Raw genomic sequence first — 24,298 nt, forward strand, 5'->3', positions numbered from 1 at the left:
GGACCCGATGGCACAGAACGGCGCGGCCGCGCCCGGGGAACTGACCGAGCCGGTCACCATCCCGGTGGAGGCGTACCTCTCCGAGGACTACGTGCGCGCCGAGCGCGACAAGCTATGGCGCAAGGTGTGGCAGCAAGTCGGGCGCGTGGAAGAGCTGCGCGGCGTCGGCAGCTATCTCACCTACGACATCCTCGACGACTCCGTCGTCGTGATCCGCACCGGAGCCGACACGCTCAAGGCCCACCACAACGTGTGCATGCATCGCGGCCGCCGGCTGGTCGACACCCCGGCCGGCGCGAGAAATGCTTGCGGACAAAAGAAGTCGTTCGTGTGCGGTTTTCACGGCTGGACGTACGACCGGGACGGCGCCTGCACCCACGTGCCGGAAAGACAGGACTGGCAGGGCGCGCTGACCCCGGAGAACACCCACCTGGCACCGGTGAACATCGACACCTGGGGCGGCTGGATCTGGATCAACATGGACCCCGCCTGCGAGCCGCTGCGGGACTACCTCGAACCCGCCGCCACCATGCTCGATCCGTTCCGCCTGCAGGACATGCGCTGCAAATGGCGCAAATGGCTGCATTTCGACTGCAATTGGAAGGTCGCCATGGAGGCCTTCAACGAGACCTACCACGTGGCCACCACGCACCCGCAGTTCAACAGGTTCGGCAACTTCCGGGGCTGGGCGATGGCGCAGGGCAAACACAGCAACATCGGCTACGACGCGCCCGAGGGGCTGGAGGAGACCAAGTCGAAGATCCGGCTGGGAACCGGTGCCGATCCCCGCATTTCGACGGCCGAGATGCAGATCTACACGCTGGAGGAAACCAACGCCACCACCACCAGGACCCTGGTGGAAGCGGCGCGCCGGCTGGTCGACGAGTTGCCGGACGACACCCCCGCCGGCCGGGTGCTCGAGCACTGGCTGTCCTCGGCCCGGCGCGACGACGCCGCCCGGGGCGTGGTGTGGCCGACCATCGATCCCGAACACCTGGCCAAGAGCGGCACGGCGTGGCAGATCTTCCCGAACTTCCAGATCGGGCAAGGCCTGACCACCGCGCTGTGTTACAGCGCCAGGCCACACGGCTACGACCCGGACAAGTGCATCTTCGAGGCGTCGTGCTACGAGCTGTATCCCGAAGGCGAAGAGCCGCAGACGGAATGGGTGTACGCACCGCCGGACGACCCGAACTGGCGCAGCGTGTTGCCGCAGGACTTCTCCAACATGGCCGCCGTCCAGCAGGGCATGAAGTCCTATGGCTTCCGCGGCCCCAAGCCCAACCCGTACATGGAACGCAGCACCGCCAACCTGCACCGCAACCTCGCCCGGTATATGGGCTCCGGTGCCCCGAAAAAGTTAGCAACGGAGATACAACGATGAAGGTCAATCTTGGTTTCGGCGCGCACAACTCGCACGACTGGGAGCGCGTCCTCGCCCAGGACTTCGGCCGGCCACCCGCGACGCCGGACTGGGAGTGCGTGCAGGCGACGCTCGCCATCGCCGACCTGGCCGAGCCGCTCGGGTTCGACGGCATCTGGATGCCGGAGCACTGCGGGACGCCGTATGGCATGACGCCCAACCCGATTCAGGCGCTGAGCTACTTCGCCGGCCGCACCCAGCGGGTCGGCCTGGGCACCTTCGTCGTCGTCGCGCCGTGGTGGCATCCCGTCCGGCTCGCACACCAGATCGCCTACCTCGACATCCTCTCCAACGGCCGCTACACCACGATCGGGATCGGCCGCGGGGTCTCGAAGGGGGAGTTCGACGCCGTCGGCGTGCCCCGCGAGGAGAGCAGGCAGCGGTTCAACGAAACGCTCGACATCCTGCAGCTGGCGTTCTCCGGGGAGCGGTTCTCCTACGAGGGGGAGATCTTCACGGTCCCCGAAATGTCGCTGCGCCCCGAACCGCGAAGCGACGACCTCTTTTCGCGCATCTACAGCTCGTCGTCGACGGCCGAGTCACTGGAGATACTCGCGCGCCGCGGCATGGTCCCGCTCTTCGTCGGCAACAAGCCGATCGAGGACGCCGGACGGGAAGTGCAGAAGGTCAACACGTTCCGGAAGGAAGAGGGGCTGTCGCCCTGCCAGCCGAAGAACGTGATGTTCATGTACTGCACCACCGGCGACCCCGCGGAGTCCGAGGAGTGGATCTGGACGGCCAACCGCGACGTCACCGTGCACTACGGCTTCGCCGACGCGTCGAACTTCAAGGGCGTCAAGGGCTACGAGGCCTACGCCGCCCGGGAGGCCACCGCCACGGCCGTGCTCGCCTCCTCGGTAACCGGTGACGCCAAAGGCCCGTCCAAGACGCCGGGCTACCACGCCTCAAACCTGCTCATCGGGACACCGGAGGAAATTTTCACCCGCATCAAGGCCGCCCAGGAGGCGTGCTCGTTCTGCGAGCTGACCATCGTCCCCCAGTTCGGCACCATGCCCTACGACAAGGCGATGGCCAGCACCGAGCTGTTCGCCAGGGAGGTGCTGCCCGCCGTCCAGAAGATGGACGCGCCCCTGCACGCCGCGGCGCTGCCGGAGAACGCCCTGGCATGACGGACCCGGATTGCGCCCCTTCGCAGACCCCGAACGACGTCGACTTCGAGGCGCTACGCGAAAAGTACCGTCGGGAGCGCGAGAAGCGACTGCGCCCGGAGGGATCCAAGCAGTATGTCGAACTGGTCGACGACTTCGCGGGGTACTACGAAACCGACCCGCACTCACCGCCGTTGGTGCGCGATCCGATCTCGGCGGACATCGACGTCGCCGTGATCGGCGGCGGGTTCGGCGGCCTGCTGTGCGGCGCCTATCTGAAGAAGGCGGGCGTCGCTGACGTCCGGGTCATCGAGCTGGGTGGCGACTTTGGCGGCGTCTGGTACTGGAACAGGTACCCGGGCATCCAGTGTGATAACGAATCATATTGCTACGTACCGCTACTGGAGGAGCTGAACTTCATCCCGTCGAAGAAGTTCGCCGACGGCGCCGAGATCTACGACCACTGCCGTCGGATCGGGAAGCACTACGGGCTCTACGACTCGGCGATTTTTTCGACCCAGGTTCGCGAGCTGCACTGGGACGAGCCCGGCAAGCGCTGGCGGATCAGCACCGACCGCGGCGACGACATCCGGGCCCGCTTCGTGGTGATGGCCTCGGGCCCGTTCCACCGGCCCAAACTACCTGGCATCCCGGGGATCAACGACTTCAAGGGGCACAGCTTCCACTCCTCGCGCTGGGACTATGAGTACACCGGCGGGGACACGTCGGGTGGGCTGGACAAGCTCGCCGACAAGCGGGTCGCGGTGGTGGGCACCGGGGCGACGGCCATCCAGATCGTGCCGTTCCTGGGCCGGCATGCCAAGCAGCTCTATGTCTTTCAGCGCACCCCGTCCTCGGTCGGCGAGCGCAACAACGCGCCGACCGATCCGGAGTGGGTGAAGTCGCTGAAGCCGGGCTGGCAGAAGGAGCGGCAGCGCAACTTCCATGCCTGGACCTTCGAGGGGATGGCACTGGGCCAGCCGGATCTGGTCTGTGACTTCTGGACCGAGCTGGGCCGCAACACCGCCGCGCGGGTGCTCGGGCTCAAGGACCCGACCGCTATGACGCCGGAGCAGTTCATGGCCATCCGCGACGAGGAAGACTTCAAGGTGATGGAACGGCTGCGGCGCAGGGTCGAGAGCCTGGTCGAGGACCCTGAGACCGCCGAGGCGCTCAAGCCCTACTACCGGTTCCTGTGCAAGAGGCCGACCACCAACGACGACTACCTGCAGACCTTCAATCGCCCCAATGTGACCCTGGTCGACGTGTCGGCGAGCAAGGGTGTCGAGCGGGTGACCGAAAAGGGCTTGGTGGCCAACGGCATCGAGTACGAGGTCGACTGCATCATCTACGCCAGCGGCTTCGAGATCACCACGGAGATCAGCCGACGGTATTCCATCGACGCGATAACGGGCCGCGACCGGGTGTCACTGTTCGACCACTGGCGCGACGGCTACCAGACGCTGCACGGCATGACCAGCCGTGGCTTTCCCAACCAGTTCTTCACCGGCTTCACCCAGGTCGGCATCTCGGCGAACATCGCCGCCAACTACGAACTGCAGGGCGAGCACATCGCCTACATCATCTCCGAGGCGCTGGCTCGCGGCGCGACCACCGTCGAGCCCACCGAGGCCGCCCAATCCCGGTGGTGCCAAACCATCAGGGAGACCGCGATCGACAACAGCGCGTTCGATTCCGAATGCACCCCGGGCTATTACAACAACGAAGGCGGTGGCGGGGACGAGGGCATCCGGTCCCATCTGGGGGAGCCGTACGGGCCGGGGTTCTACGCATTCAGCGATCTGCTGACCGAATGGCGCGACAGGGGTGACCTGGACGGTCTAGAACTGGGATCGTGATGGCGCAACTGAGATTCGACGATCGGGTGGCGGTGGTGACCGGCGCCGGCCGGGGGCTGGGCCGGGAGTATGCGCTGCTCTTGGCCGCCCGGGGCGCCAAGGTCGTGGTCAACGACACCGGCGGAGCGTTGACCGGCGCCGGCGCCGACGACGGTCCCGCCCACCAGGTGGTGAGCGAGATCAGGGCGGCGGGCGGCGACGCGGTCGCCTGCACCGAGTCGGTCACCACGCCGGGGGGTGGCCAGGCGATCGTCCAAGCGGCACTGGACAACTACGGGCGCCTCGACATCCTGATCCACAACGCCGGCAACGTCCGGCGGGGATCGTTGAAGGAGCTGAGCTACGAGGACTTCGACGCCGTCATCGACGTCCACCTGCGGGGCGCTTTCCACGTGGTGCGGCCGGCGTTCCCGCTGATGTGCGACGCGGGATATGGTCGTGTCGTGTTGACCTCGTCGATCGGCGGCCTCTACGGCAACCACGGCGTCGCCAGCTATGCCGCCGCCAAGGCGGGCCTGCTCGGCCTGTCCGACGTCGTCGCGCTCGAGGGCGCGGCGGAGGGGGTGCTGTGCAACGTGATCGTGCCGTCGGCGGTGACGAGAATGGCTGAGGGTCTTGACCTTTCGGCCTATCCGCCGATGGGTACCGAGCTCGTCGCGCCCGTGGTGGGCTTGCTGGCACACGAAAGCTGCCCGGTGAACGGGGAAATCCTGGTCGCCATCGCCGGTCGCGTGGCCCGCGCGGTGATCGCCGAAACTCCCGGCGTGCATCGCCCGTCGTGGTCGATCGAGGACGTGGCCGAGCAGATCGATGCCATCCGCTACCTGGCGGTGCCGCTGGTCTTCCCCGTCATTCCGGACGGCCACGGCGACCACATTCGCTACAGCTTCGAAACCGCGGCACGCAAAGAAGGTGCGCGCCATGTCTAGTCGCGCGGCCGGTCCCGGCCGGCGCGGCGGACCGCTGACGGGTGTGCGCGTCGTCGACCTCACCGCGATGGTGATGGGGCCCTATTGCACGCAGATCATGGCAGACATGGGCGCCGACGTGATCAAGGTCGAGCCGCCGCAGGGCGACGACACGCGTTACGTGTCGGTGGGGCCGGCCCGCGGCATGGGCGGCGTCTTCGTCAACGTCAACCGCGGCAAGCGTGGCATCACCATCGACCTGCGGTCGGAGTCGGGCAAGGCGGTGTTGCGGGCGCTGATCGAACGGGCCGACGTCTTCATCCACTCGATGCGCTCCAAAGCCGTTGCCCGGCTGGGGTTCAGCTACGACGAGGTGGCGGCGATCAATCCGGCCATCGTCTACACCAACTGCTATGGCTACAGCCGGCGCGGCCCCAACGGCGACCTGCCCGCCTACGACGACACCATCCAGGCGGCTTCCGGGGTGCCGTTCGTCCAGGAGCAGTTGACGGGAGAACCCAGCTACGTCGGCACCATCATGGCGGACAAGGTCGCCGGACTGACCGCGCTGTACGCCACCATGATGGCGTTGTTCCACCGCGAGCGCACCGGTGAGGGACAAGAGGTGGAAATCGGCATGTTCGAGACGATGGCGTCGTTCATGCTCGTCGAACACGCCAACGGCGCCATGTTCGACCCACCGCTGGGCCCCGCGGTGTATCCGCGGACGGTGGCCCCGAACCGGAGGCCGTACCGCACCCGGGACGGTTACATCGCGGCGCTGATCTACAACGACAAGCACTGGGCCGCCTTCATGGACGCGGTGCGGCCCCCCTGGGAGAGCGAGCTGTACGCCACACTCGAGCGGCGCGCGCGGCAGATCGACACCGTGTACGCGCTGCTGGCCGAGACGATGGCGCAGCGGACGACCCAGGAGTGGCTCGATCTGTTCCGGGAACTTCAGATACCGGCCGCGCCGCTGTCGAGTCCGGCGGCCCTGTTCGACGACGAGCATCTCAACGCCCTCGGCTTCTTCGAGACGGTGCGCACGCCGCACGGGCCGGTGCGGTTCCCCGGCGTGCCGACCTGGTTCTCCCGGACACCGGGGCGCGTGGCCGGCCCGGCGCCGGAGCTCGGCGGCGACACCCAAGAGGTTCTCGAGGAACTGGGCCTGGCCGTCGTCGACGTGAACGCCGAGGTGAAGCCGGCCGGGCCCGTATAACACGCGCGGCGCCTACCAAAAGCGAAGCGCGTCATGGCGTGTCTCTCCGGTCGATCCGGCCGCCTCGCCTCTAGGCTGGCTTGCTGAACTCAACAGGAGGGGCAGCGACGTATCGGCATCAACCATGGCGCCGGGCGAGATGGTAGTTACGGCGCGCTGACAGCAAGCACCGAGCCGGGCGGGACCCATCCCGCGCCGGCTCGCCGGGCTCGGCGGCCCCGGTGGGTCGCGCCCGTGCGGCGGGCGGGTCGCCTGGCGATCTGGGATAAACCGGAGCGGCGCAGCGGAATTCCGGCGCTCGACGGGTTACGCGCGATCGCGGTTGCGTTGGTGCTGCTCGGCCACGGCGGCATCCCCGGGGTCGGCGGCGGATTCATCGGTGTCGACGTGTTTTTCGTGCTCAGCGGTTTCCTGATCACCTCGCTGCTCTTGGACGAATTGGGCCGCACCGGGCGTATCGAGCTGACCGGCTTCTGGATCCGCCGCGCGCGGCGGCTGCTGCCCGCCCTGGTGCTGATGGTGCTCACGGTGGGCGCGGCCCGCCAACTCCTGCCCGAGCGATCCCTCACCGGCCTGCGCGACGACGCGATCGCGGCGTTCGTGTGGATGGCCAACTGGCGGTTCGTCGCCCAGAAGACCGACTACTTCACGCAGGGCGCCCCGCCGTCGCCGCTGCAGCACACCTGGTCGCTCGGGGTGGAGGAGCAGTACTACTTCGTCTGGCCGGTACTGCTGATCTCGGTGACGCTGCTGTTGGCCGCGCGGGCCAGGCGCCGCCTCACCCGCGCGACCGTCGGCGGCGTCCGGTTCGCGACGTTCGTGATCGCCACCGTCGGCGCGCTGGCGTCGGCCGCGCTCGCCATGGCGATGGTGACCGACACCACCCGCGACCGCGTGTATTTCGGCACCGATACCCGCGCGCAGGCCCTGCTGACCGGTGCCGCGGCGGCGGCCCTGCTGGTTCGCGACTGGCCCTCGCTGAACCGGGGCTGGTGTCTGATCCGGACCCGGTGGGCGCGCCGCGTCGCGCGCGTTTTGCCGTTGGCCGGCCTGGCGGGGCTCGGGGCCGCGACCCACTACGCCACCGGCAGCAGCGGCGAGTTCCGCCACGGTCTGCTGATCGGGGTCGCGATCGCGTCGGTCGCCGTGGTGGCGCCGGTCGCCCTGGAGCAGCGCGGCGTGGCCGCCCGCATCCTGGCGGCTCCGCCCCTGGTGTGGCTGGGCACCATCTCCTACGGCGTCTACCTGTGGCACTGGCCGATCTTCCTGGTGCTCAACGGCGAGCGCACCGGGTGGACCGGGCTGCCCCTGTTCGCCGCCCGGTGCGGCGCGACGGTGGCGCTGGCCGCGGCGTCGTGGTGGCTGATCGAGCAACCCATCCGGCGCTGGCGCCCGGCGCGGGTGCCGCTGCTGCCGCTGGCGGCCGCCACGGTGGCCAGCGCGGCGGCGGTGACCCTGATGGTGGTTCCGGTGGGCACCGGGCCCGGCCTTCGTGAGGTCGGCCTGCCGCCGGGCGTCTCGGCGGTCGCCGCGGTGTCCCCGTCGCCTCCGGGCGGCGGCCGCCCGGCCGGGCCCCGCGATCCCAACCGGCCCTTCACGGTTTCGGTGTTCGGCGATTCGATCGGGTGGACGTGGATGCACTACCTGCCGCCGACGCCGGGATTCGCCTTCCTCGACCACACCGTGATCGGCTGCAGTCTGGTGCGCGGCACGCCGTACCGGTACATCGGCCAGACCCTCGAGCAGCGGCCGGCGTGCGACGGCTGGCCGATTCGATGGTCGGCGCAGGTCGGCCAGGACCAGCCGGACGTTGCGCTGCTGATCATCGGCCGCTGGGAAACCGTCGACCGCGTGAACGAGGGGCAATGGACCCACATCGGTGATCCCACCTTCGACGCCTACCTCAACGGCGAGTTGGAGCGGGCGCTGAACATCGTGAGCGCCAACGGCGTTCGCGTGGTGGTGGCCACCGTGCCGTACAGCCGGGGCGGCGAGAAGCCGGACGGCCGACTGTATCCCGAAGACCAGCCGGACCGGGTCAATTTGTGGAACACCATGCTGCGCAAGACCGTCGCCCACCACCCGGGCGTGCAAATCCTCGACCTGAACAAAAAGCTCTGTCCGGACGGCGTTTACACCGCCAAGGTCGACGGCATCAAGGTGCGCAGCGACGGCGTCCACCTCACCCCCGAAGGGGTGAAGTGGTTGACGCCGTGGCTGGAGGAATCCCTGCGCTAGGCCCTAATCGTCGGTGCGGCAGCTGATCTCCATGCTGTCGCTCTCCCGAACCTGGAAGTTGAAGCTGACGTAGCCGTTCCCGGGATCGCGCACCCTGTCGAGATAGGGCTGCGTGTCGGCGGCGCTGGTGTTGTCGGCGACCACCAACGCCCCGATCGACAGCCGCGGTTCGAGCAGCTCGATCACCGGCAGATACAGGTCCTTCCAGCCGTCCAGCAAGACGAAGTCGACGGGCCCGTCGAGCCCCGCCAGCGTGGCCAGCGCATCCCCTTCGAGGACGGTGATCACGTCGTCCAGGCCGGTCTGCGCGAATGTCTTCTTCGCGGCGGCGATCTTGGCCTCGTTGAGCTCGGTCGTCACCACCCGGCCGGAGCCGTTGTCGCGCACCGCCGACGCCAGGTGCACGGCGGAGATGCCGAACGACATCCCGAACTCGACGACCGTCGCCGGGCGGGTCGCCCGGACCAGTGCGTACAGCAACCGGCCCGCTTCGGGTGTGACCGGGATGTAGAACTCGCTCATGGCGTCGGCGCGTTCCTGCGCCGTCATCGGCCGGTCGAAATCGCCATGCCGCTGGCGCAACAGCGACATCTGGCTCTTCGCTTCGGTGTACATGCGGTCGAGGACGGACGCGACCTTCGGATCTTGCAGAGTATTGGCCATGCTGTCGAGGGTAGGCCCGGGCGGCGCGCGGCGGTCCCGCGCAGCTGATGATCGCGGTGAGCTGCCGTAACGGTTACGCAAACGAGTTTGACGGGCCCCGGGCCGCGGTGTACAAAGGGTTTCGCAAGCACCTCGGTAGGTGAGGCGTCTGCATGGACACAGGCCACTGACCCCGAACGTCGAGAGACGCCCCGGGTCAGGACAGCTCTTCCCGGACCCAAGGGTTGAGCCCAAGTGGCTTCCGGATCGCGACCGTCGGTTGAATTCCGGATACGCCGTGCAGTGCCGAAGCTCCGACGAGAGGGGTGCGACCGGCGGCACGTCGCCGGTTTTCGCTCTTCTCCCGTTCAGGTGACAGTGATGACACCCGCGTGTGTCGCGGCCGTGAGGAGGTGAGGGCGAGATGAGTCCGGGCGATAGTCCCTATCCGAAATCCGTCTTGTCCCGATCCGGTTCCGGCATTCCTTCTGCCGCCTGAGCTTTCACGGACACGCGGTCATTCGTGCGCGTCGAGCGGCGCGCCGTTCCGGCCGGGTGCCTTTAGCTGAGCCGATCGGACCTCCCGCAAGGAGAAGATCATGGCTTTTGTTGTCACACACCGTCTCACCGCTCGGACCGGGGGGCGGGGACGTTCGTGGCTGCGGTCGGCGCGGCTGTGGGCCACCAGGGTGCACGGGCGGACCGTCCTGACGCCTCAGGAGCGGGCCAATCTGTACGTGTCGCGGATGCCGATCGCGGTCGTCACCGCGTCGCTGGGTGGACACCCTTCGACCGGCGCCCACCGGTGACGGCCTTCACGAGGACACCATGACCGCAGTCTCATCCGAGGCCGCCGGCGCCGTCACCGCCGCCACGCCAACGCATCCCGGCGCCGCCCACCCCGGCGACATCGTCGGGGCGTTCGGCCGTATCCGGCGCGACGGCGCCGGCGTGTCCGGCGGTCGCTGGCGCCGCCTGCGCACTTTGCTGGTCATCAGCGGTCCCGGGCTGATCGTGATGGTGGGGGACAACGACGCCGGCGGCGTCGCGACCTACGCCCAGGCCGGGCAGAACTACGGGATGGCGCTGCTGTGGACGCTGGCGCTGTTGATTCCGGTGCTCTACGTGAACCAGGAGATGGTGCTCAGGCTCGGCGCGGTCACCCGAGTCGGGCACGCGCGACTGATCTTCGAGCGGTTCGGCAGGTTCTGGGGCGCATTCAGCGTCGGTGACCTGCTGATCCTGAATGCGTTGACCATCGTCACCGAATTCATCGGCGTCGCATTGGCGCTCGGGTTCCTGGGCTGCCCCAAGCTGATCGCGATCCCGGCCGCCGCCGTGCTGCTGTTCGCGGTGGTGGCCGGGGGGTCGTTCCGCCGGTGGGAGGGGCTGATGTTCCTGCTGATCGCGGTGAACGTGCTGGTCATCCCGATGGTGCTGTTGGTGCATCCGACGGCGAAAGGGATTGCCGGCGGCCTGATTCCGCGGTTCACGGGCGGGGTCAACTCCACCGTGCTGCTGTTGGTCATCGCGATCGTGGGCACCACGGTGGCGCCCTGGCAACTGTTCTTCCAGCAGTCCAACGTGGTGGACAAGCGCATCACCGCCCGCTGGATGCCCTACGCCCGAGCGGATTTGGTGATCGGGATCGTCGTGGTCATGGTCGGTGCGACGGCGCTGATGGCCGTCACGGCTTTCGGTCTGGCCGGCACGGCCGGCGCCGGGCACTTCACCGATGCCGGCGCGGTGGCGGCCGAGCTGTCCCAACACCTCGGCGGTACGGTCGGGACGCTGTTCGCGATCATCCTGCTCGACGCCTCGCTGATCGGGGCGAACGCCATTGGGCTGGCGACCACGTATGCCATCGGCGACGCGATGGGCAGGCGGCACTCCCTGCACTGGAAGATCAGCGAGGCCCCGCTGTTCTACGGCGGCTACGCCTTGCTGCTCGCGGTGTCGGCCGCGGTCGCGTTCAGCCCCGACCATGTCCTCGGTTTGGTGACTCAGGGTGTGCAGGCGCTCGCCGGTGTCCTGCTGCCTTCGGCAACGGTCTTCCTCGTGCTGCTGTGCAACGACCGGGCGTTGCTGGGTCCGTGGGCAAACAGCGTGCGGCAGAACATCGTTGCGTGGACCATCGTGTGGGCGTTGGTGCTGCTGTCGCTGGCGTTGACGGCGACGACGTTCTTCCCGGGCCTGGCGACGTCGACGATCGAGGCCGGCCTCGCCGTCGGCGCGGCCATCGGTGTCGTCGGCGGTGCCGCCGTGATCATCGCCGGTCGCCGGTATTCCGGGCTGCGTGACGCGGAAGCCGTCGTGCGGACGCTCGGGGGTGGCCTGGACCCCGAACAGGTCGACCAACTCGACGACACCCCGACACTCACGCGCGCCGAACGCCGCGCCATCCGCCGCCAGGACCGGATGGAGTGGCAGACCCCGAGCCTTGCCGGCCTGGCCCGCCCGGCCATGTCGCCGATTCGCCGGGCGGGGCTTTTCACCCTGCGGGCTTACCTGGTGCTGGCGGTCGCGCTGGTGGTCGTCAAGGTCGTGCAGGCCGGCATCGTGGGCCCGGCCGCATCACTCTGAATCGTTCGGCAGCAGAACGATTTTGCCGCGGGTATGCCGCTTCTCCAGTTCCTCGTAGGCATCGGCGACCCGATCCAGCGGATAGGTCGCCGCGATTTCGAAATCGATGGCGCCGTCGACCACGAGCCGGGCCATTTCGGCCAGCACCTCGGGCGTCGACGCCTCAGCGCTGGCTTCGGTCTTGGCGCCGACCTCGCCGGCCTTCTGGAACGAGATGATCGTGTCGATCCGGTCGGGTGCGACACCCAGGTCGACGGCGAGCTGCACGTAGTCGGGTCCGAAGAGGTCAATGAACGCGTCGATCCCCTCCGGTGCCGCCTCGCGCAGCCGGTTCGCCAGCCCGTCGCCATAGGGAATCGGGGTGACGCCGTGGGCGCGCAGCCAGTCGGCGTTGGCGAGTCCGGCGATGCCGAGCACCCGCGCCTTCCGCAGCACCAGAAGTTGCACGACGAGGCTGCCCACGCCGCCCGCCGCCGCCGACACGGCGACCGTCTCCCCCGGCCGAGGTGCCACCGCCCGGACGGCCGCGTACGCGGTCACACCGGCGACGTAGAGGGAGCCGGCCACCTCCCAGCTGAGTTGGGGGGGTTTGTGGATCAGCTGGCCGACCGGGACCGAGGCATGGGTGGCGTGGCTGGACCGGCGGAAGCTGAACCCCAAAACCTCGTCCCCCACCGAGAATTCGGTCACCCCGGGGCCCACCGCGGTCACGATGCCGGCCAGGTCGCTGCCCTCACCGGACGGAAAAGTGGCGGGGAACATGTCGTGCACGGCGCCGGTTCGGATGGCGGCCTCGCCGGGGTTGATTCCGGCGGCGCGGACCTCGACGACCACCTCGCCGGGTGCCGGGACGGGCATCTCGACGTCTGCCACGTATAACACCTCGCGACCCCCGTACCGGTCGAACCGTACGGCGCGCGTCGCAGCTGCCATATCGATCTCCTCTCGTCGCGGCCATAGCAGACCGAGCAGCCGCAGGTCGAGAACGTACTTCTCGATCAAGTCCGCCGTCAGGTGCGGGATGTCGTTGTCCGCACCGAGTTTGGCTGCGCGGACCGCGCCGCGGAAGACGTCGGTAGGGGCCGGGGCGCCGCGCAGCGGTGTCTCCGGCTTCCGATAGGCGTCCAGTAATGGCAGCGCCGAATGCTGGCGCTGCCGGTCGGGCAGGGCCCGTAGCGCAGTGCCGAACCGGCCGAGCCACTCGTCGTAATCGTCGATGCGCCGGATGTCGTGGCCGCCGGCGATCAGCCAATCCACGAACACGTCCAGGGAGACGCCGTCGTCGTGCGGGTTCATCACGTCGTAGGAGCGAAACGTCTCAGTAGCCGCCGCATCCTCGGCAACGGTGGCGATTTGCTCGCCGAGCGCGGTCACCGCTTCGGCCACGAAGTCGGCGGGCAGCCCGTCGTAGTGGGCGACCGCCCGGCCGCCGGTGTCGGTGGCCTGGTAGAAGGACCCCGGCGCGATGCCGGTGACCAGCAAGCTGAAGATCAAGCGGGTGAACGCATCCGGGACGTTGAGCTGGCCTGCGTAGCGGCTATGGGCGAGGATCATGTCGGACCGGAAGACGGCGACGGGCAGCCCGCACAGGTCGTGCGCCTCCCGCAGCAGCACCTCGCCCGCCCACTTGCTGTTGGCGTACCCGTTGGCGTAGCTGTCGTCGATCGGCCGCACCGGGCTGGTAGCGCGGATGTCGCCGTCCTCGGCGAACTCGGCCACCGACATGGCCACCGCCACGGTCGACAGATAGCTCACCGGCTTGACGCGTTCGGTGATCGCCAGGCGGATAACCTCCGCGGTGCCAACGACATTGGGGCCGAACAATTGGTCGTAGGGCAGGACGTGATTGACCAGCGCCGCCGGGTGCACGATCAGCTCCACGCCGCGGGCGAGGGAATTCCATGTCGCGCGGTCCAGTCCCAGATCGGGCTCACCGATGTCGCCGGCGAGCACCTCGAGATGGTCGGCCGCCAGCTCGCGGAACCGCTCGAGCAGGCGCGGATCACCGCTGCGGTAGACGTCCTCCAGCCGCGTGGCGGCCGCCGCGGCATTCACGCCGCGGACGATGCAGACGAGCTTTCCGCCGGTCTCCGCGAGGCGCTCCAGCCACTCCAGGCACAGGAAGCGACCGAGGTAGCCGTTGGCACCGGTCAACAGGACCGTGTGCGGCGTGCCGATGGCGCGGGGCAGGTCCGCCGCGGCGCCAAGCGTTTCGGCGTCGATGAATTCGTCCAGGGTGAGGTCGGCCGCGCGGACCTCGGTGGCGTCCCGCCCGTGGACCGTGGCGAAAGTCGGCCGACGCGACCCTGACGTGCGCTCGGCGGCAACGTATTCCGCGAGCTGACCCAGGCTGGTCGCCGGGCCGGTGATCATTCCCACCGGGACCTCGACGTCGAAGATGTCCTGCAGCAGGTTGGAGAAGGTCAAGGCCGACAGGGAATCTCCGCCCAGTTCGATGAACAACGCACCCGGGTCCGGCGGGCCGCCCGCCAACCCCAACAGCGCCTCGGCGGCGCTCACCAGCGTGTCGATCACCGGGCGGTCGGCCGCGCCCTCGCGCAGCGCCCGAAGCTCGGTCGCCCGGTTGTCCGCCAGATCCGCGTACAGCTGCTCGAGCCGATCGCCATAGTGTTCCTTGAGCTTCGGCCGCAGCAGCTTGCCCACTCCCGACAGCAGCCCGTTGTCCTCGCTGAACGGTTCGGGCTCGACGAGGAACTCGACCGGCACCTCATAGGACTGGAGCTCGGCGAGTTTGCCTGACTGGCGCAGCGATTCGCCCAGCGCAGCCCTCAGCCCGTCGGCATCGTCGGCGAATCGTTCCAGCGCGTCCGAGGTCGGCACGATGACGGCCAACAGGTAGGGGCGTTCGCTGTTGCCATAGACGAAGATCTGGCGGATCAGGGCCGCGCTGCTGAACACCGCCTCCAGGCGCGCGACGGCCACGAATTCGCCCTGGGCGAGCTTCAATACGTTGTTGCGCCGGTCGACATAGGCCAGCCGATCCGGCTCCAGTTCCGCCATCACGTCCCCGGTCCGGTAATAGCCCTGCGCGTCAAAGGCATCGGCGGTGACGTCCGGGCGCTTGAAGTACCCGGGCGTGGCGGTCAGCGACTTGACCAGCAGCTCACCCCGCGGAAAGGGCTTGTCCGTAAGGAAGTAGCCCAGCTCCGGGACGTCGACGAGCTTGTAGCCCAGTACCGGGGGCCGGGCGATCCTGCCGTCCTTGGTCACCATCCCGACCTCGGTCAAGCCGTAGCCGTCGAGCACATGCACGCCCAGGCAGGTCTCCACGAAGCTCCGCATCTCGGCGGCCAGAGGAGCCGTGCCGCAGAAGGCGGTGACGATGCGTCCACCCAGCACCTGCTCACGCAGCTCCGTCCGCGCCTCCGCGCTGGCGGATTCCGGGTCGGATCCCCGGGAGACGCGCCGGTCGACGGCGCTCTGGTAACGCTGATACAGCATCTCCGCGACCCGTGGCACCAGCCCCATCTCGGTGGGGCGCACCAGGTTCCAGTCTTCGAACAGCGTCGACAGGTCGCTCTCGGGAACGAAGTAACTGGTGCCGCCCGCTTGGAACGCGGTCGACAGCGGTATCCGGCCGCCGAGGTGGTTGAGCGGCATGAAGTTGACGTTCAACACGGGCGTGTCCGCGAATTCGGGCATCAGCTCGTTGGTCCACAGCTTGCACAGCATGCGCTCGGTGTACATGGCGCCCTTGGGCAGTCCGGTGCTGCCCGACGTGTACATGATCATGGCGAGGCGTTCGTCGGTACCGCCGGTGTACGCCGGCTCGGGCGGCAGGGCGCGGCCGCGCCCGATCAGTTCGTCGAACGTCTCGATCGTCACCGTCATCCCTGCGGCCGACAGCTTCGCCCGCGCGCGCTCCAAAGCCTCGCGCTGATCGTCGATTTGGGGGGAGTAATCGAAAACCACCAAGCGTCGCAACGACGCGCTGCCCAGCGCCGCCTCGACGGCGAGGTCGAGGTAGCCCGCGCCGGCCGCGAGTATCCGCGGCTCGACCTCGGCGACGATCGGCTGCAGCCGCGCCGCCGCCGCGTTGTGCTGCAGCGGCACCGCCACCAGCCCGAGATATCCGCAGACCAGGTCGAGGGTCAGGTACTCGGCGCTGGCGAAACCGACTGTGGCGACGAAATCTCCGGGCGCCACCGGATCGGCGGCGTCGCCGCGCCAGGCGCTGGCAATCGCCCCGACGTTGGCCCACAGCTCGCGATAACTGAGGGTGTCGAACCGGGACAGCAGCTGCGCCGTGGTGCGGCCGGTCGCGGGATCGGTGACCAGCGAGCGCGCCCGCCAGCCCAGTGCCGGCCGGTCGGCATAGCCCTCGATGAGGGTCTGCAGGATCTGCGGCAGGCGAAGGCCCGGCTCGCGCGCCGCCTGTTGGACCGCGGCGTCCGGCTTGGTGGTGCGGAACTGTTCGTCGACGGCGTCGAGCCGGCGGATGCGGTCGGCCACCCGTTGCCGCGCCGGACCGCTCGAACCCGCAACCGCTGACTCTTGCTTCGCATCACCGGTCATCGCCAGCCTCCCGCTCGGATCCTCGTCTACCGAGAACTCACCGCCGCGGGCCAGTCTTCCGTTCAACCGTTGTGACCGTCGTCACACGGAGGTCGATTGCGCCGTACGCGCGGCGCGGATCCGGCGTCAGGCGACGACTTGGATGGGATCGCCGACGTTCACCTGGTTGAAGTACCAGGCGGCGTTGTCGGGACTCAGGTTGATGCAACCGTGACTCACGTTGGCGTAGCCCTGGGAGTCGACCGACCAGGGCGCCGAGTGCACGTAGACGCCGCTCCAGGTGACGCGCACGGCGTATTGGGCGGTGATCTTGTATCCCTCGGGGGAGCTGAGCGGGATCCCGATGGTCCGCGAGTCCATGACGACCGTGCGCTGCTTCTCCAGGGCGGTGAAGTTGCCGATCGGCGTGGGCCGGCTGGGCTTGCCCATCGAGGCGGGCATGGTGCGTAGCACTTCGCCGTTACGGCTGACGGTGAACGTGTGCGCGGAGATGCTGGCGACACCGAGGAGCGCGTCTCCGGTGTCGAAGCCCGTCGTCAGGGCCTGAACACCGACCGACACGTGGGTGTGCGCGGGCCAGTACCGGTCGGGTACCCACTGCACGACGTTGTCCTCGACCCACTGGAAGTGTCCGGGCGTGTTGCTCGGCGAGGCGACGTGGATGGACCGCTCGACGGCGGCGCGATCGCCGACCGGCGCCGTGAACGTCACCACGACCGGATGCGCGACGCCCACTACCGCACCGTTAGCCGGCAAAACCGAGGCAACCGAGGGGGCGGGTTGCGGTGCGGGGATGGAGGCGTGGCTACGGCCGGTCGATCCGATGAGGCCGATCGCCGTGATCGCGACCATAACAAACAGATAACGAACACCTCGACGCATAGCGCCCGCCCTTCGAGATGGTGCGATTGACACAACCGTATTCTACCGGCTATTCCCGCATGGCCACTTTCAGCAAACATTTGGCGATTCGCCGGGCAGCACGAACACGATCCGATCATCGCCTCACGGGACTGGCTGGCGAGCCGGCGAGACGTTAGCCTCAGCGAAACTCCCTGGGCCGAGGAGGTGCGGGTGCTCTTCCGACAGTTGGAGTATTTCGTTGCGGTCGCGCAGGAGCGCCACTTCGCCCGCGCCGCCGAAAAGTGCTTCGTGTCGCAGCCCGCGCTGTCCGCCGCGATCGCCAAGCTGGAGCGCGAATTGAACGTCACGCTGATCAACCGCGGGCACAGCTTCGAGGGCCTCACGCCCGAAGGGGAGCGGTTGGTGGTGTGGGCCAGGCGGATTCTCGCCGAGCACGACGCATTCAAGGCCGAGGTGCACGCGGTGCGCTCGGGCATCACCGGCATGCTGCGCCTCGGCACGGTGCCGACCGCCTCCACGACGGCTTCATTGGTGCTCTCGGCGTTCTGCTCGGCGCACCCATTGGCCAAGGTGCACATCCTTTCCCGGCTGGCGGGCAGCGAACTGTACCGGCGGCTCCGCGAATTCGAGCTGGACGCCGCGATCGTGCACGCCGCGCCAGACGAGGCGCACGACATGAACCTGGTGCCGCTATACCAGGAGCACTACGTGCTGTTGTCGCCCGCGGACATGCTGGGATCCGCCGCGCCGACCATGACCTGGCCGGAGGCGGCGCAATTGCCGCTGGCGCTGCTCAGTCCCGACATGCGGGATCGCCAGATCATCGACAAGGCCTTCGCCGACCACTCCATCGAAGTGACTCCGCAGGTCGAAACCGACTCCGTCGCCTCGCTATTGGCTCAGGTCGCCGCGGGGAATTGGGCGTGCATCGTCCCGCACACCTGGTTGTGGACGTCGCCGCTGGGACCGGAGGTCCGCGCGGTGGAGCTGGTGGATCCGGTGCTCAGGGCCGACATCGTCCTGGCCACCAATTCCGCCGGACCGGGATCACCGATCGCCCGCGCGCTCGCCGCCTCCGCCGAGGAGCTGTCGCTGAACGAGTTCTTCGACGCGCAGCTATCGCGAATCACCCTCCGACACTGACCTTTCCGGCCTCAACCCCACTTTTCGGGTTCAGGCTCGCCAGATGCCCGCTTTCCACTCCCGCCGCGGGGTCGAGCTCGCAGTCGATGACCGACGGCATCCGGGAGCCGATCGCCTCGGACAGCGCCGACCGCAATTCCGCCGGGGTGGTGACGTGATATCCCTTGCCGCCGAAGGCTTGGGCGATCAGCTCATGACGCGCCCGTGCGTTCAACACGGTGGGGGCCGGATCGTGGCCGTTGGGGGATTCGTCGCCGCGGTAGACGCCGCCGTTGTTGAGGATGACCACGGTCACCGGGAGCCGGTAACGGCAGATCGTCTCGACTTCCATGCCGCTGAAGCCGAATGCGCTGTCACCCTCGACCGCGACGACGGGCCGGTCGGTCTCGACGGCGGCCGCGATGGCATAACCCATGCCGATGCCCATGACGCCCCAGGTCCCGGTGTCCAGCCGGTGCCGCGGCAGCTCCATGCCGATGACGTTGCGGGCCAGGTCCAACGCGTTCGCTCCCTCGTTGACCACGTAGACGTCCGGATTATCCCGCAGCACGGCACGAATCGCGGCGAGCGCGTTGTAGAAGCGCATGGGATGCGGGTCCTCGGCCAGGCGCTCGGACATCTTGGCGTCGTTGCGGGCGGTGCGCTCGGCCAACTCCGCAGCCCATTCCGCGGGCGCCGTGACCGGGCGGGCGGTGAGGCCGTCGCGCAGCGCCGACATCACCGAGCCGATGTCGCCGACCAGGGGCCCCGCGATCGGCTGATTGCTGTCGAGTTCCGACGGCGCAATGTCGACCTGCACGAACTTGGCGTCGGCGGACCACTGCGGCGAATCCCCGTGGCCAAGAAGCCAATTCAGCCGCGCGCCGACCAGAAGGACCACGTCCGCCCGTGCGATCGCCAGGGAGCGCGCGGCCGCCGCGGACTGCGGGTGGGAATCCGGCAACAGCCCCTTGGCCATCGACATCGGCAGGAACGGAATCCCGGTGGTCTCGACGAACTCGCGAATCACATTGTCCGCCTGAGCGTATGCCGCGCCCTTGCCGAGCACGATCAACGGTCGCCGCGCATGCGCCAGCAGCTGCAGCGCGCGTTCGACCGCATCGGGCGCCGGCAGCTGCCGTGGCGCCGGGTCGACGATCCGCCAGACCGTGTCCGCGGCCGCCGCGGCGTCCATCGCCTGCCCCAACACGTCGCCGGGGATGTCGAGGTACACGCCCCCGGGGCGGCCGGAGATCGCGGTGCGGACGGCGCGCGCGACGCCGCGCCCGATGTCCTCGATCCGGCCGATCCGATAGGCCGCCTTCGCGAACGGCCGCGCGGCGTTGAGCTGGTCGATGTCCTGGTAGTCGCCGCGCTGCAAATCGACCAGGGCCCGATTGCTGGACCCCGAGATCTGGATCATCGGGAAGCAGTTCGCGGTGGCGTTGGCCAGCGCGGGCAGCCCGTTGAGGAACCCGGGTCCGGATGTCGTCAGGCAGATGCCCGGCCGGCGGGTCAGGAACCCGGCGGCGGCCGCGGCATTGCCGGCCGAAGCCTCGTGGCGGAAGCCGATGTAACGGATCCCGGAGGCCTGCGCAACGCGGGCGAGGTCGGTGATCGGGATGCCGACGATCCCGTACATGGTGTCGACGTCGTTGGCCTTGAGCGCCTCCACCACCAGATGGAAGCCGTCGATCAAACGCGTGGACGCGGTCATGGGGGCGACTCCTCGTGTGGTTCCGCTGTAGTAAACGCTTGGCCCTTACTCTGACGCGGCCACCCGCCGGGTGTCCAAGACGGAGCCGCTATGCAGCGATTCACGACGTCTATCGGCGCTGGCAGCGTGGTATTCGGTGGCGTCGATAGTCAGTGGTTATCGGTCGTGAGCGAACCACTATTGGACGGGCGGCCGGGCCGCCGGGCATGGTTCGAGCAGATGCTTATCAAGACGAGGGCGAAAGGGAGCGCGGCGATGAGGACGACGAGGCCGGAAGAGATCATCGGCGGCACGGGCTCGGCCCAGACGCCGGGGCCGGGCATCACCGATCTGGTCGAGGAGGCGGGGCACCGATCCCCGGAGGCGCCCGCGCTGGTCGTCACCTCCGATCGGGTGCGGGTCAGCTACCGCGATCTGCTCCGGCTGGCCGACGACCTGGCGGGGCAGCTGGCCCGGGGGGGGCTGCGCGCGGGCGACCGCGTCGCCCTGCGCTCCGGAAGCAATGCCGAGTTCGTCGTCGGGCTGCTGGCGGCTTCCCGGGCCGGCCTGGTCGCCGTCCCGCTGGATCCGGCCCTGCCGGTCGGGGAACAGCGCGCTCGCAGCGAGGCCGTGGGCGCCAGGGCGGTCCTCATCGACGGCGCGGCACCCGCCGACGACGAGGGACGGCACCTGCCGTGGTGGCCGCTCGCGGTGACGCCCGGCGGCGCGGGCGGCACCCCGGCCGTCGACGTGGACACCACCGCCGCTCCCGCGCAACAGTTTTCGACGCCCGAGGGCCTGCGCGACGACGATGCCATGATCATGTTCACCGGCGGTACCACCGGGGTGCCGAAGATGGTCCCGTGGACCCGCGGCAACATCGCCGGCTCGGTGCACGCCATCATCGCCGGATACGGGCTCGGCCCCCGGGACGCCACCGTGGCGGTGATGCCGCTCTACCACGGTCACGGGCTGCTCGCCGCGATGCTGGCGACCCTGGTGTCCGGGGGAACGGTGCTGCTACCGGCCCGCGGTCGGTTCTCGGCGCACACCTTCTGGGACGACATCGACGCCGTCCGCGCCACCTGGTACACGGCGGTCCCGACGATTCATCAGATCCTGTTGGAGCGGGCCGGCACCGGCCGAGAGGGCAGCTCCGCGTTGCGCTTCATCCGCAGTTGCAGCGCCCCGCTCACCGCCGAAACGGCGCAGGCGCTGCAGGACACCTTCTCGGCCCCGGTGGTGTGCGCCTTCGGCATGACCGAGGCCACCCACCAGGTGGCGACGACCGAGATCGGCCACACCGAAAACCCAGCCGCCACACCGGGTCTGGTCGGCCGGTCGACCGGGCCGGAGATCCGGATCATCGGGCCCGACGGGCGGCCGGTGCCGCCGGGGGAGGTCGGCGAGGTGTGGCTGCACGGCCCCACTGTGGTCCGGGGCTACCTCGGCGACCCGGCGATCACGGCCGCCAATTTCACCGACGGGTGGCTGCGCACGGGTGACCTGGGAACGCTGTCGGCGGCCGGCGAGCTGGTCATCCGCGGCCGGATCAAGGAACTCATCAACCGGGGCGGGGAGAAGATCTCCCCGGAACGCGTCGAGGGCGTGCTGGGCAGCCATCCCGGCGTGCTGGAGGTGGCCGTCTTCGGCATGCCCGACACGCTGTACGGCGAGACGGTGGCCGCGGTGATCGTCCCCCGGGGATCGGCCGCGCCGACCCCGGACGAGCTGACGTCGTTCGCCCGCGACCGGCTCGCGCCCTTCGAGGTGCCGGCCAGCTTCCAGCAGGCCGCGGAGTTACCGCACACCGCGAAAGGGTCGCTGGACCGCCGCGCGGTCGCCCAGCGGTTCGGGCGCGGGGCGTGACGGTTCAGACGGTCGCCTTCACCCGGGTGGCCGCGGCCTCCGGCATGGGTTCGTAGCGGGCGAAGGCCCGGGTGAACGACGCGGCGCCGTGGGCCAGCGAGCGCAGGTCGATCGCGTAGCGCGTCAACTCCACCTGGGGCACCTCGGCCCGCACCAGCGTGCGCTCGCCCGCGGTCTCGGTACCGAGCACCCGGCCGCGGCGACCCGACAGGTCGCCCATCACCGCGCCGACGAAGTCGTCGGGCACCAGCACCGAAATCTCGTCGATCGGCTCGAGCAGGCTCACCTTCGTCGCCGCGGCCGCCTCGCGCAGCGCCAGGGAGCCCGCCATCTGGAACGCGAAATCCGAGGAGTCGACGCTGTGCGCCTTGCCGTCGAGCAGCGTGACCCGGATGTCGACCACCGGGTAGCCGGCGTGCACGCCCTTCTCCATCTGCGCGCGCACGCCCTTCTCCACGCTCGGGATGAACTGCCGCGGCACCGCCCCGCCGACCACCTTGTCGAGGAACTCGAACCCGGAGCCCTCCGGCAGCGGTTCCACTTCGATGTCGCACACCGCGTACTGGCCGTGCCCGCCCGATTGCTTGACGTGCCGGCCGTGGCCTTTCGCCTTGCCGCCGAACGTCTCGCGCAACGGGACCCGCAGCTCCACGGTGTCCACGGTGACGCCGTACCGGTTGGCCAGCGCGTCCAGGACGACACCGGCGTGGGCCTCGCCCATGCACCACAACACGATCTGGTGCGTTTCCTGGTTCTGCTCGATCCGCAGCGTCGGGTCCTCGGCGGCCAGCCGTCCCAGCCCGACCGACAGCTTGTCTTCGTCGGTCTTGGCATGCGCCTGAATCGCCACCGGCAGCAGCGGCTCCGGCATCGTCCACGGCTTGAGGACCAGCGGCTCGGACTTGTCCGACAGGGTGTCGCCGGTTTCGGCGCGGCTCAGCTTGCCGATCGCGCAGATGTCGCCCGCCACCACCGCGGCCGCTGGGCGCTGCTGCTTGCCGAGCGGGAAGGACAGCACCCCGACGCGTTCGTCCTCGTCGTGATCGGGGTGCGAATTCCCGTTCCCGTTGGCCGCGCCGAAGAACGACGCAAAATGGCCCGACACATGAACCGTCGTGTCGGGCCTGATGGTCCCGGAAAAAACCCGGACCAGGCTCACCCTTCCGACGTAGGGATCCGACGTCGTCTTCACCACCTCCGCGAGCAATGGCGCGTCGGCGTCGCACGCCAGTGTCGCGTGGGCGGCACCGTTCGGCGTGAAGACCTCCGGTAGCGGGTGCTCCATCGGGGACGGGAATCCCCGCGTGGCGACCTCCAGCAATTCCAGGGTGCCGACGCCGGTGCCGCTGCACACCGGGATCACCGGGAAGAACGAGGCGCGGGCAACGGCCTTCTCCAGGTCGCCGATGAGCACCGCCTCGTCGATCGCCTCGCCGCCGAGATAGCGCTCCATCAGCGACTCGTCCTCGGACTCCTCGATGATGCCTTCGATCAGGGCCCCGCGCGCCTCCTCGATCCGCTCGGCGTCCGACGGGTCCAGCGCCTGCGCGGTCCGCTTGCCGCCGGAATACTGGTAGCGCGTCTGCGACAGCAACCCGATCAGGCCTTCGCAGGACGGCATGCCGGTCGGCAGGTAGAGCGGTAACACCTTGTCGCCGAACGCGTTCTGCGCGGCCGCCAGCGCCTCGGAGTAGTTGGCGCGGGTGTGGTCGAGCTTGGTGATCACCACGGCGCGGGGCATGCCGACCTGATCGCATTCCTGCCACAGCGATTTGGTGGGTTCGTCGACACCCTCGTTGGCCGCGATCACGAACAGCGCGCAGTCGGCGGCGCGCAAGCCGGCCCGCAGCACGCCGACGAAGTCGGCATAGCCGGGCGTGTCGACCAGGTTGATCTTGACGCCGTCGTGCGCCAGGGAGGCGACGGCAAGGCCGACCGAGCGCTGCTGGCGGATCTCGGCGTCGTCGTAGTCGCAGACGGTGCTGCCGTCGGTCACCGAGCCCGCCCTGGTCAACACCCCTGCGGCGACCAACAGCGCCTCGACCAGGGTGGTCTTGCCGCCGCCCGAGGGCCCGACGAGGACGATGTTGCGCACATCGCCGGGACCCTTCGCGATGGGAGCGGCCGCCGCGCCCTGGGCAGCGTTCGCCTTGTCCGCCATGACATTCCTCCAGTCCTCCCCGGCCGCATCACCGCTGGGGCACCCCAGTCGCGGTGTGTTCTGGCT

15 protein-coding genes, 1 pseudogene and 1 riboswitch are annotated in these 24,298 nt (G+C 68.9%); of the genes and pseudogenes, 10 read left to right on the forward strand and 6 right to left on the reverse strand.

The window, feature by feature from the left end:
* Nucleotides 1-7 precede the first annotated feature (7 nt).
* From A5713_RS13775 to A5713_RS13800, 6 genes are all read left to right on the forward strand, one after another.
* Complete coding sequence (locus A5713_RS13775; protein ID WP_068096241.1) at nucleotides 8-1,384, forward strand: SRPBCC family protein; 1,377 nt, start codon at nucleotides 8-10, stop codon at nucleotides 1,382-1,384.
* Nucleotides 1,381-2,553, forward strand: a complete 1,173-nt coding sequence (locus tag A5713_RS13780; RefSeq protein WP_067919474.1) for an LLM class flavin-dependent oxidoreductase — start codon at nucleotides 1,381-1,383, stop codon at nucleotides 2,551-2,553. The genes A5713_RS13775 and A5713_RS13780 overlap by 4 nt, the downstream gene beginning before the upstream one ends.
* Complete coding sequence (locus A5713_RS13785; protein WP_068096243.1) at nucleotides 2,550-4,391, forward strand: NAD(P)/FAD-dependent oxidoreductase; 1,842 nt, start codon at nucleotides 2,550-2,552, stop codon at nucleotides 4,389-4,391. Before A5713_RS13780 ends, A5713_RS13785 begins: the two co-directional genes overlap by 4 nt.
* The gene (locus A5713_RS13790) at nucleotides 4,391-5,320 is read left to right on the forward strand and encodes an SDR family NAD(P)-dependent oxidoreductase (RefSeq protein WP_068096245.1); all 930 of its coding nucleotides are present in this window, start codon (nucleotides 4,391-4,393) and stop codon (nucleotides 5,318-5,320) included. Before A5713_RS13785 ends, A5713_RS13790 begins: the two co-directional genes overlap by 1 nt.
* Nucleotides 5,313-6,521, forward strand: coding sequence for a CaiB/BaiF CoA-transferase family protein (locus A5713_RS13795; RefSeq protein WP_068096316.1), 1,209 nt, complete (start codon nucleotides 5,313-5,315; stop codon nucleotides 6,519-6,521). The genes A5713_RS13790 and A5713_RS13795 overlap by 8 nt, the downstream gene beginning before the upstream one ends.
* A 234-nt stretch (nucleotides 6,522-6,755) precedes the next feature.
* The gene (locus tag A5713_RS13800; protein WP_068096247.1) at nucleotides 6,756-8,759 is read left to right on the forward strand and encodes an acyltransferase family protein; all 2,004 of its coding nucleotides are present in this window, start codon (nucleotides 6,756-6,758) and stop codon (nucleotides 8,757-8,759) included.
* A 3-nt stretch (nucleotides 8,760-8,762) separates the two neighbouring features.
* Here the strand turns inward: A5713_RS13800 and A5713_RS13805 are convergent, their stop codons facing one another.
* A complete protein-coding gene (locus tag A5713_RS13805) occupies nucleotides 8,763-9,422 on the reverse strand; it encodes an O-methyltransferase (protein WP_068096248.1) in 660 nt (219 codons plus the stop codon).
* 124 nt (nucleotides 9,423-9,546) lie between these two features.
* A riboswitch (M-box (ykoK) riboswitch) is annotated at nucleotides 9,547-9,734 on the forward strand.
* 266 nt (nucleotides 9,735-10,000) lie between these two features.
* Between A5713_RS13805 and A5713_RS27625 the strand changes: the two genes are divergently transcribed.
* Together A5713_RS27625 and A5713_RS13810 are read left to right on the forward strand one after the other, a co-directional pair.
* A complete protein-coding gene (locus A5713_RS27625) occupies nucleotides 10,001-10,210 on the forward strand; it encodes a hypothetical protein (RefSeq protein WP_082972945.1) in 210 nt (69 codons plus the stop codon).
* A 19-nt stretch (nucleotides 10,211-10,229) separates the two neighbouring features.
* Nucleotides 10,230-11,984 carry an NRAMP family divalent metal transporter gene (locus A5713_RS13810; protein ID WP_068096321.1) on the forward strand — a complete coding sequence of 585 codons (1,755 nt, stop codon included), beginning with the start codon at nucleotides 10,230-10,232 and terminating at the stop codon, nucleotides 11,982-11,984.
* Here the strand turns inward: A5713_RS13810 and A5713_RS29205 are convergent.
* From A5713_RS29205 to A5713_RS13820, 3 genes and pseudogenes are all read right to left on the reverse strand, one after another.
* Nucleotides 11,976-12,917 (reverse strand): NADP-dependent oxidoreductase, encoded by a 942-nt coding sequence (locus A5713_RS29205; protein ID WP_369804453.1) that lies wholly within the window; start codon nucleotides 12,915-12,917, stop codon nucleotides 11,976-11,978. The two genes, A5713_RS13810 and A5713_RS29205, sit on opposite strands and share 9 nt — an antisense overlap.
* Nucleotides 12,918-12,941: 24 nt before the next feature.
* A pseudogene (car, locus tag A5713_RS13815) lies at nucleotides 12,942-16,520 on the reverse strand (carboxylic acid reductase); the annotation flags it as partial.
* Between the two features lie 126 nt (nucleotides 16,521-16,646).
* Entirely contained in the window at nucleotides 16,647-17,402 is a 756-nt protein-coding gene (locus tag A5713_RS13820) for a L,D-transpeptidase family protein (RefSeq protein WP_067919498.1), read from the reverse strand.
* Nucleotides 17,403-17,594: 192 nt separating this feature from the next.
* On the opposite strand from A5713_RS13820, the gene A5713_RS13825 reads away from it, so the two are divergent.
* The gene (locus tag A5713_RS13825; RefSeq protein WP_068096324.1) at nucleotides 17,595-18,527 is read left to right on the forward strand and encodes a LysR family transcriptional regulator; all 933 of its coding nucleotides are present in this window, start codon (nucleotides 17,595-17,597) and stop codon (nucleotides 18,525-18,527) included.
* On the opposite strand, the gene oxc is transcribed toward A5713_RS13825, so the two are convergent.
* On the reverse strand, nucleotides 18,511-20,223 hold the full coding sequence (oxc, locus tag A5713_RS13830) for an oxalyl-CoA decarboxylase (protein ID WP_068096249.1): 1,713 nt from the start codon (nucleotides 20,221-20,223) through the stop codon (nucleotides 18,511-18,513). The genes A5713_RS13825 and oxc overlap by 17 nt on opposite strands.
* 255 nt (nucleotides 20,224-20,478) lie before the next feature.
* Between oxc and A5713_RS13835 the strand changes: the two genes are divergently transcribed.
* Entirely contained in the window at nucleotides 20,479-22,071 is a 1,593-nt protein-coding gene (locus tag A5713_RS13835; RefSeq protein WP_068096251.1) for a FadD7 family fatty acid--CoA ligase, read from the forward strand.
* 4 nt (nucleotides 22,072-22,075) lie between these two features.
* On the opposite strand, the gene A5713_RS13840 is transcribed toward A5713_RS13835, so the two are convergent.
* Nucleotides 22,076-24,232, reverse strand: a complete 2,157-nt coding sequence (locus A5713_RS13840) for an elongation factor G-like protein EF-G2 (RefSeq protein ID WP_068096253.1) — start codon at nucleotides 24,230-24,232, stop codon at nucleotides 22,076-22,078.
* Nucleotides 24,233-24,298: the final 66 nt, after the last annotated feature.

This window comes from Mycobacterium sp. E2497, assembly GCF_001668695.1.
Lineage (GTDB): Bacteria > Actinomycetota > Actinomycetes > Mycobacteriales > Mycobacteriaceae > Mycobacterium.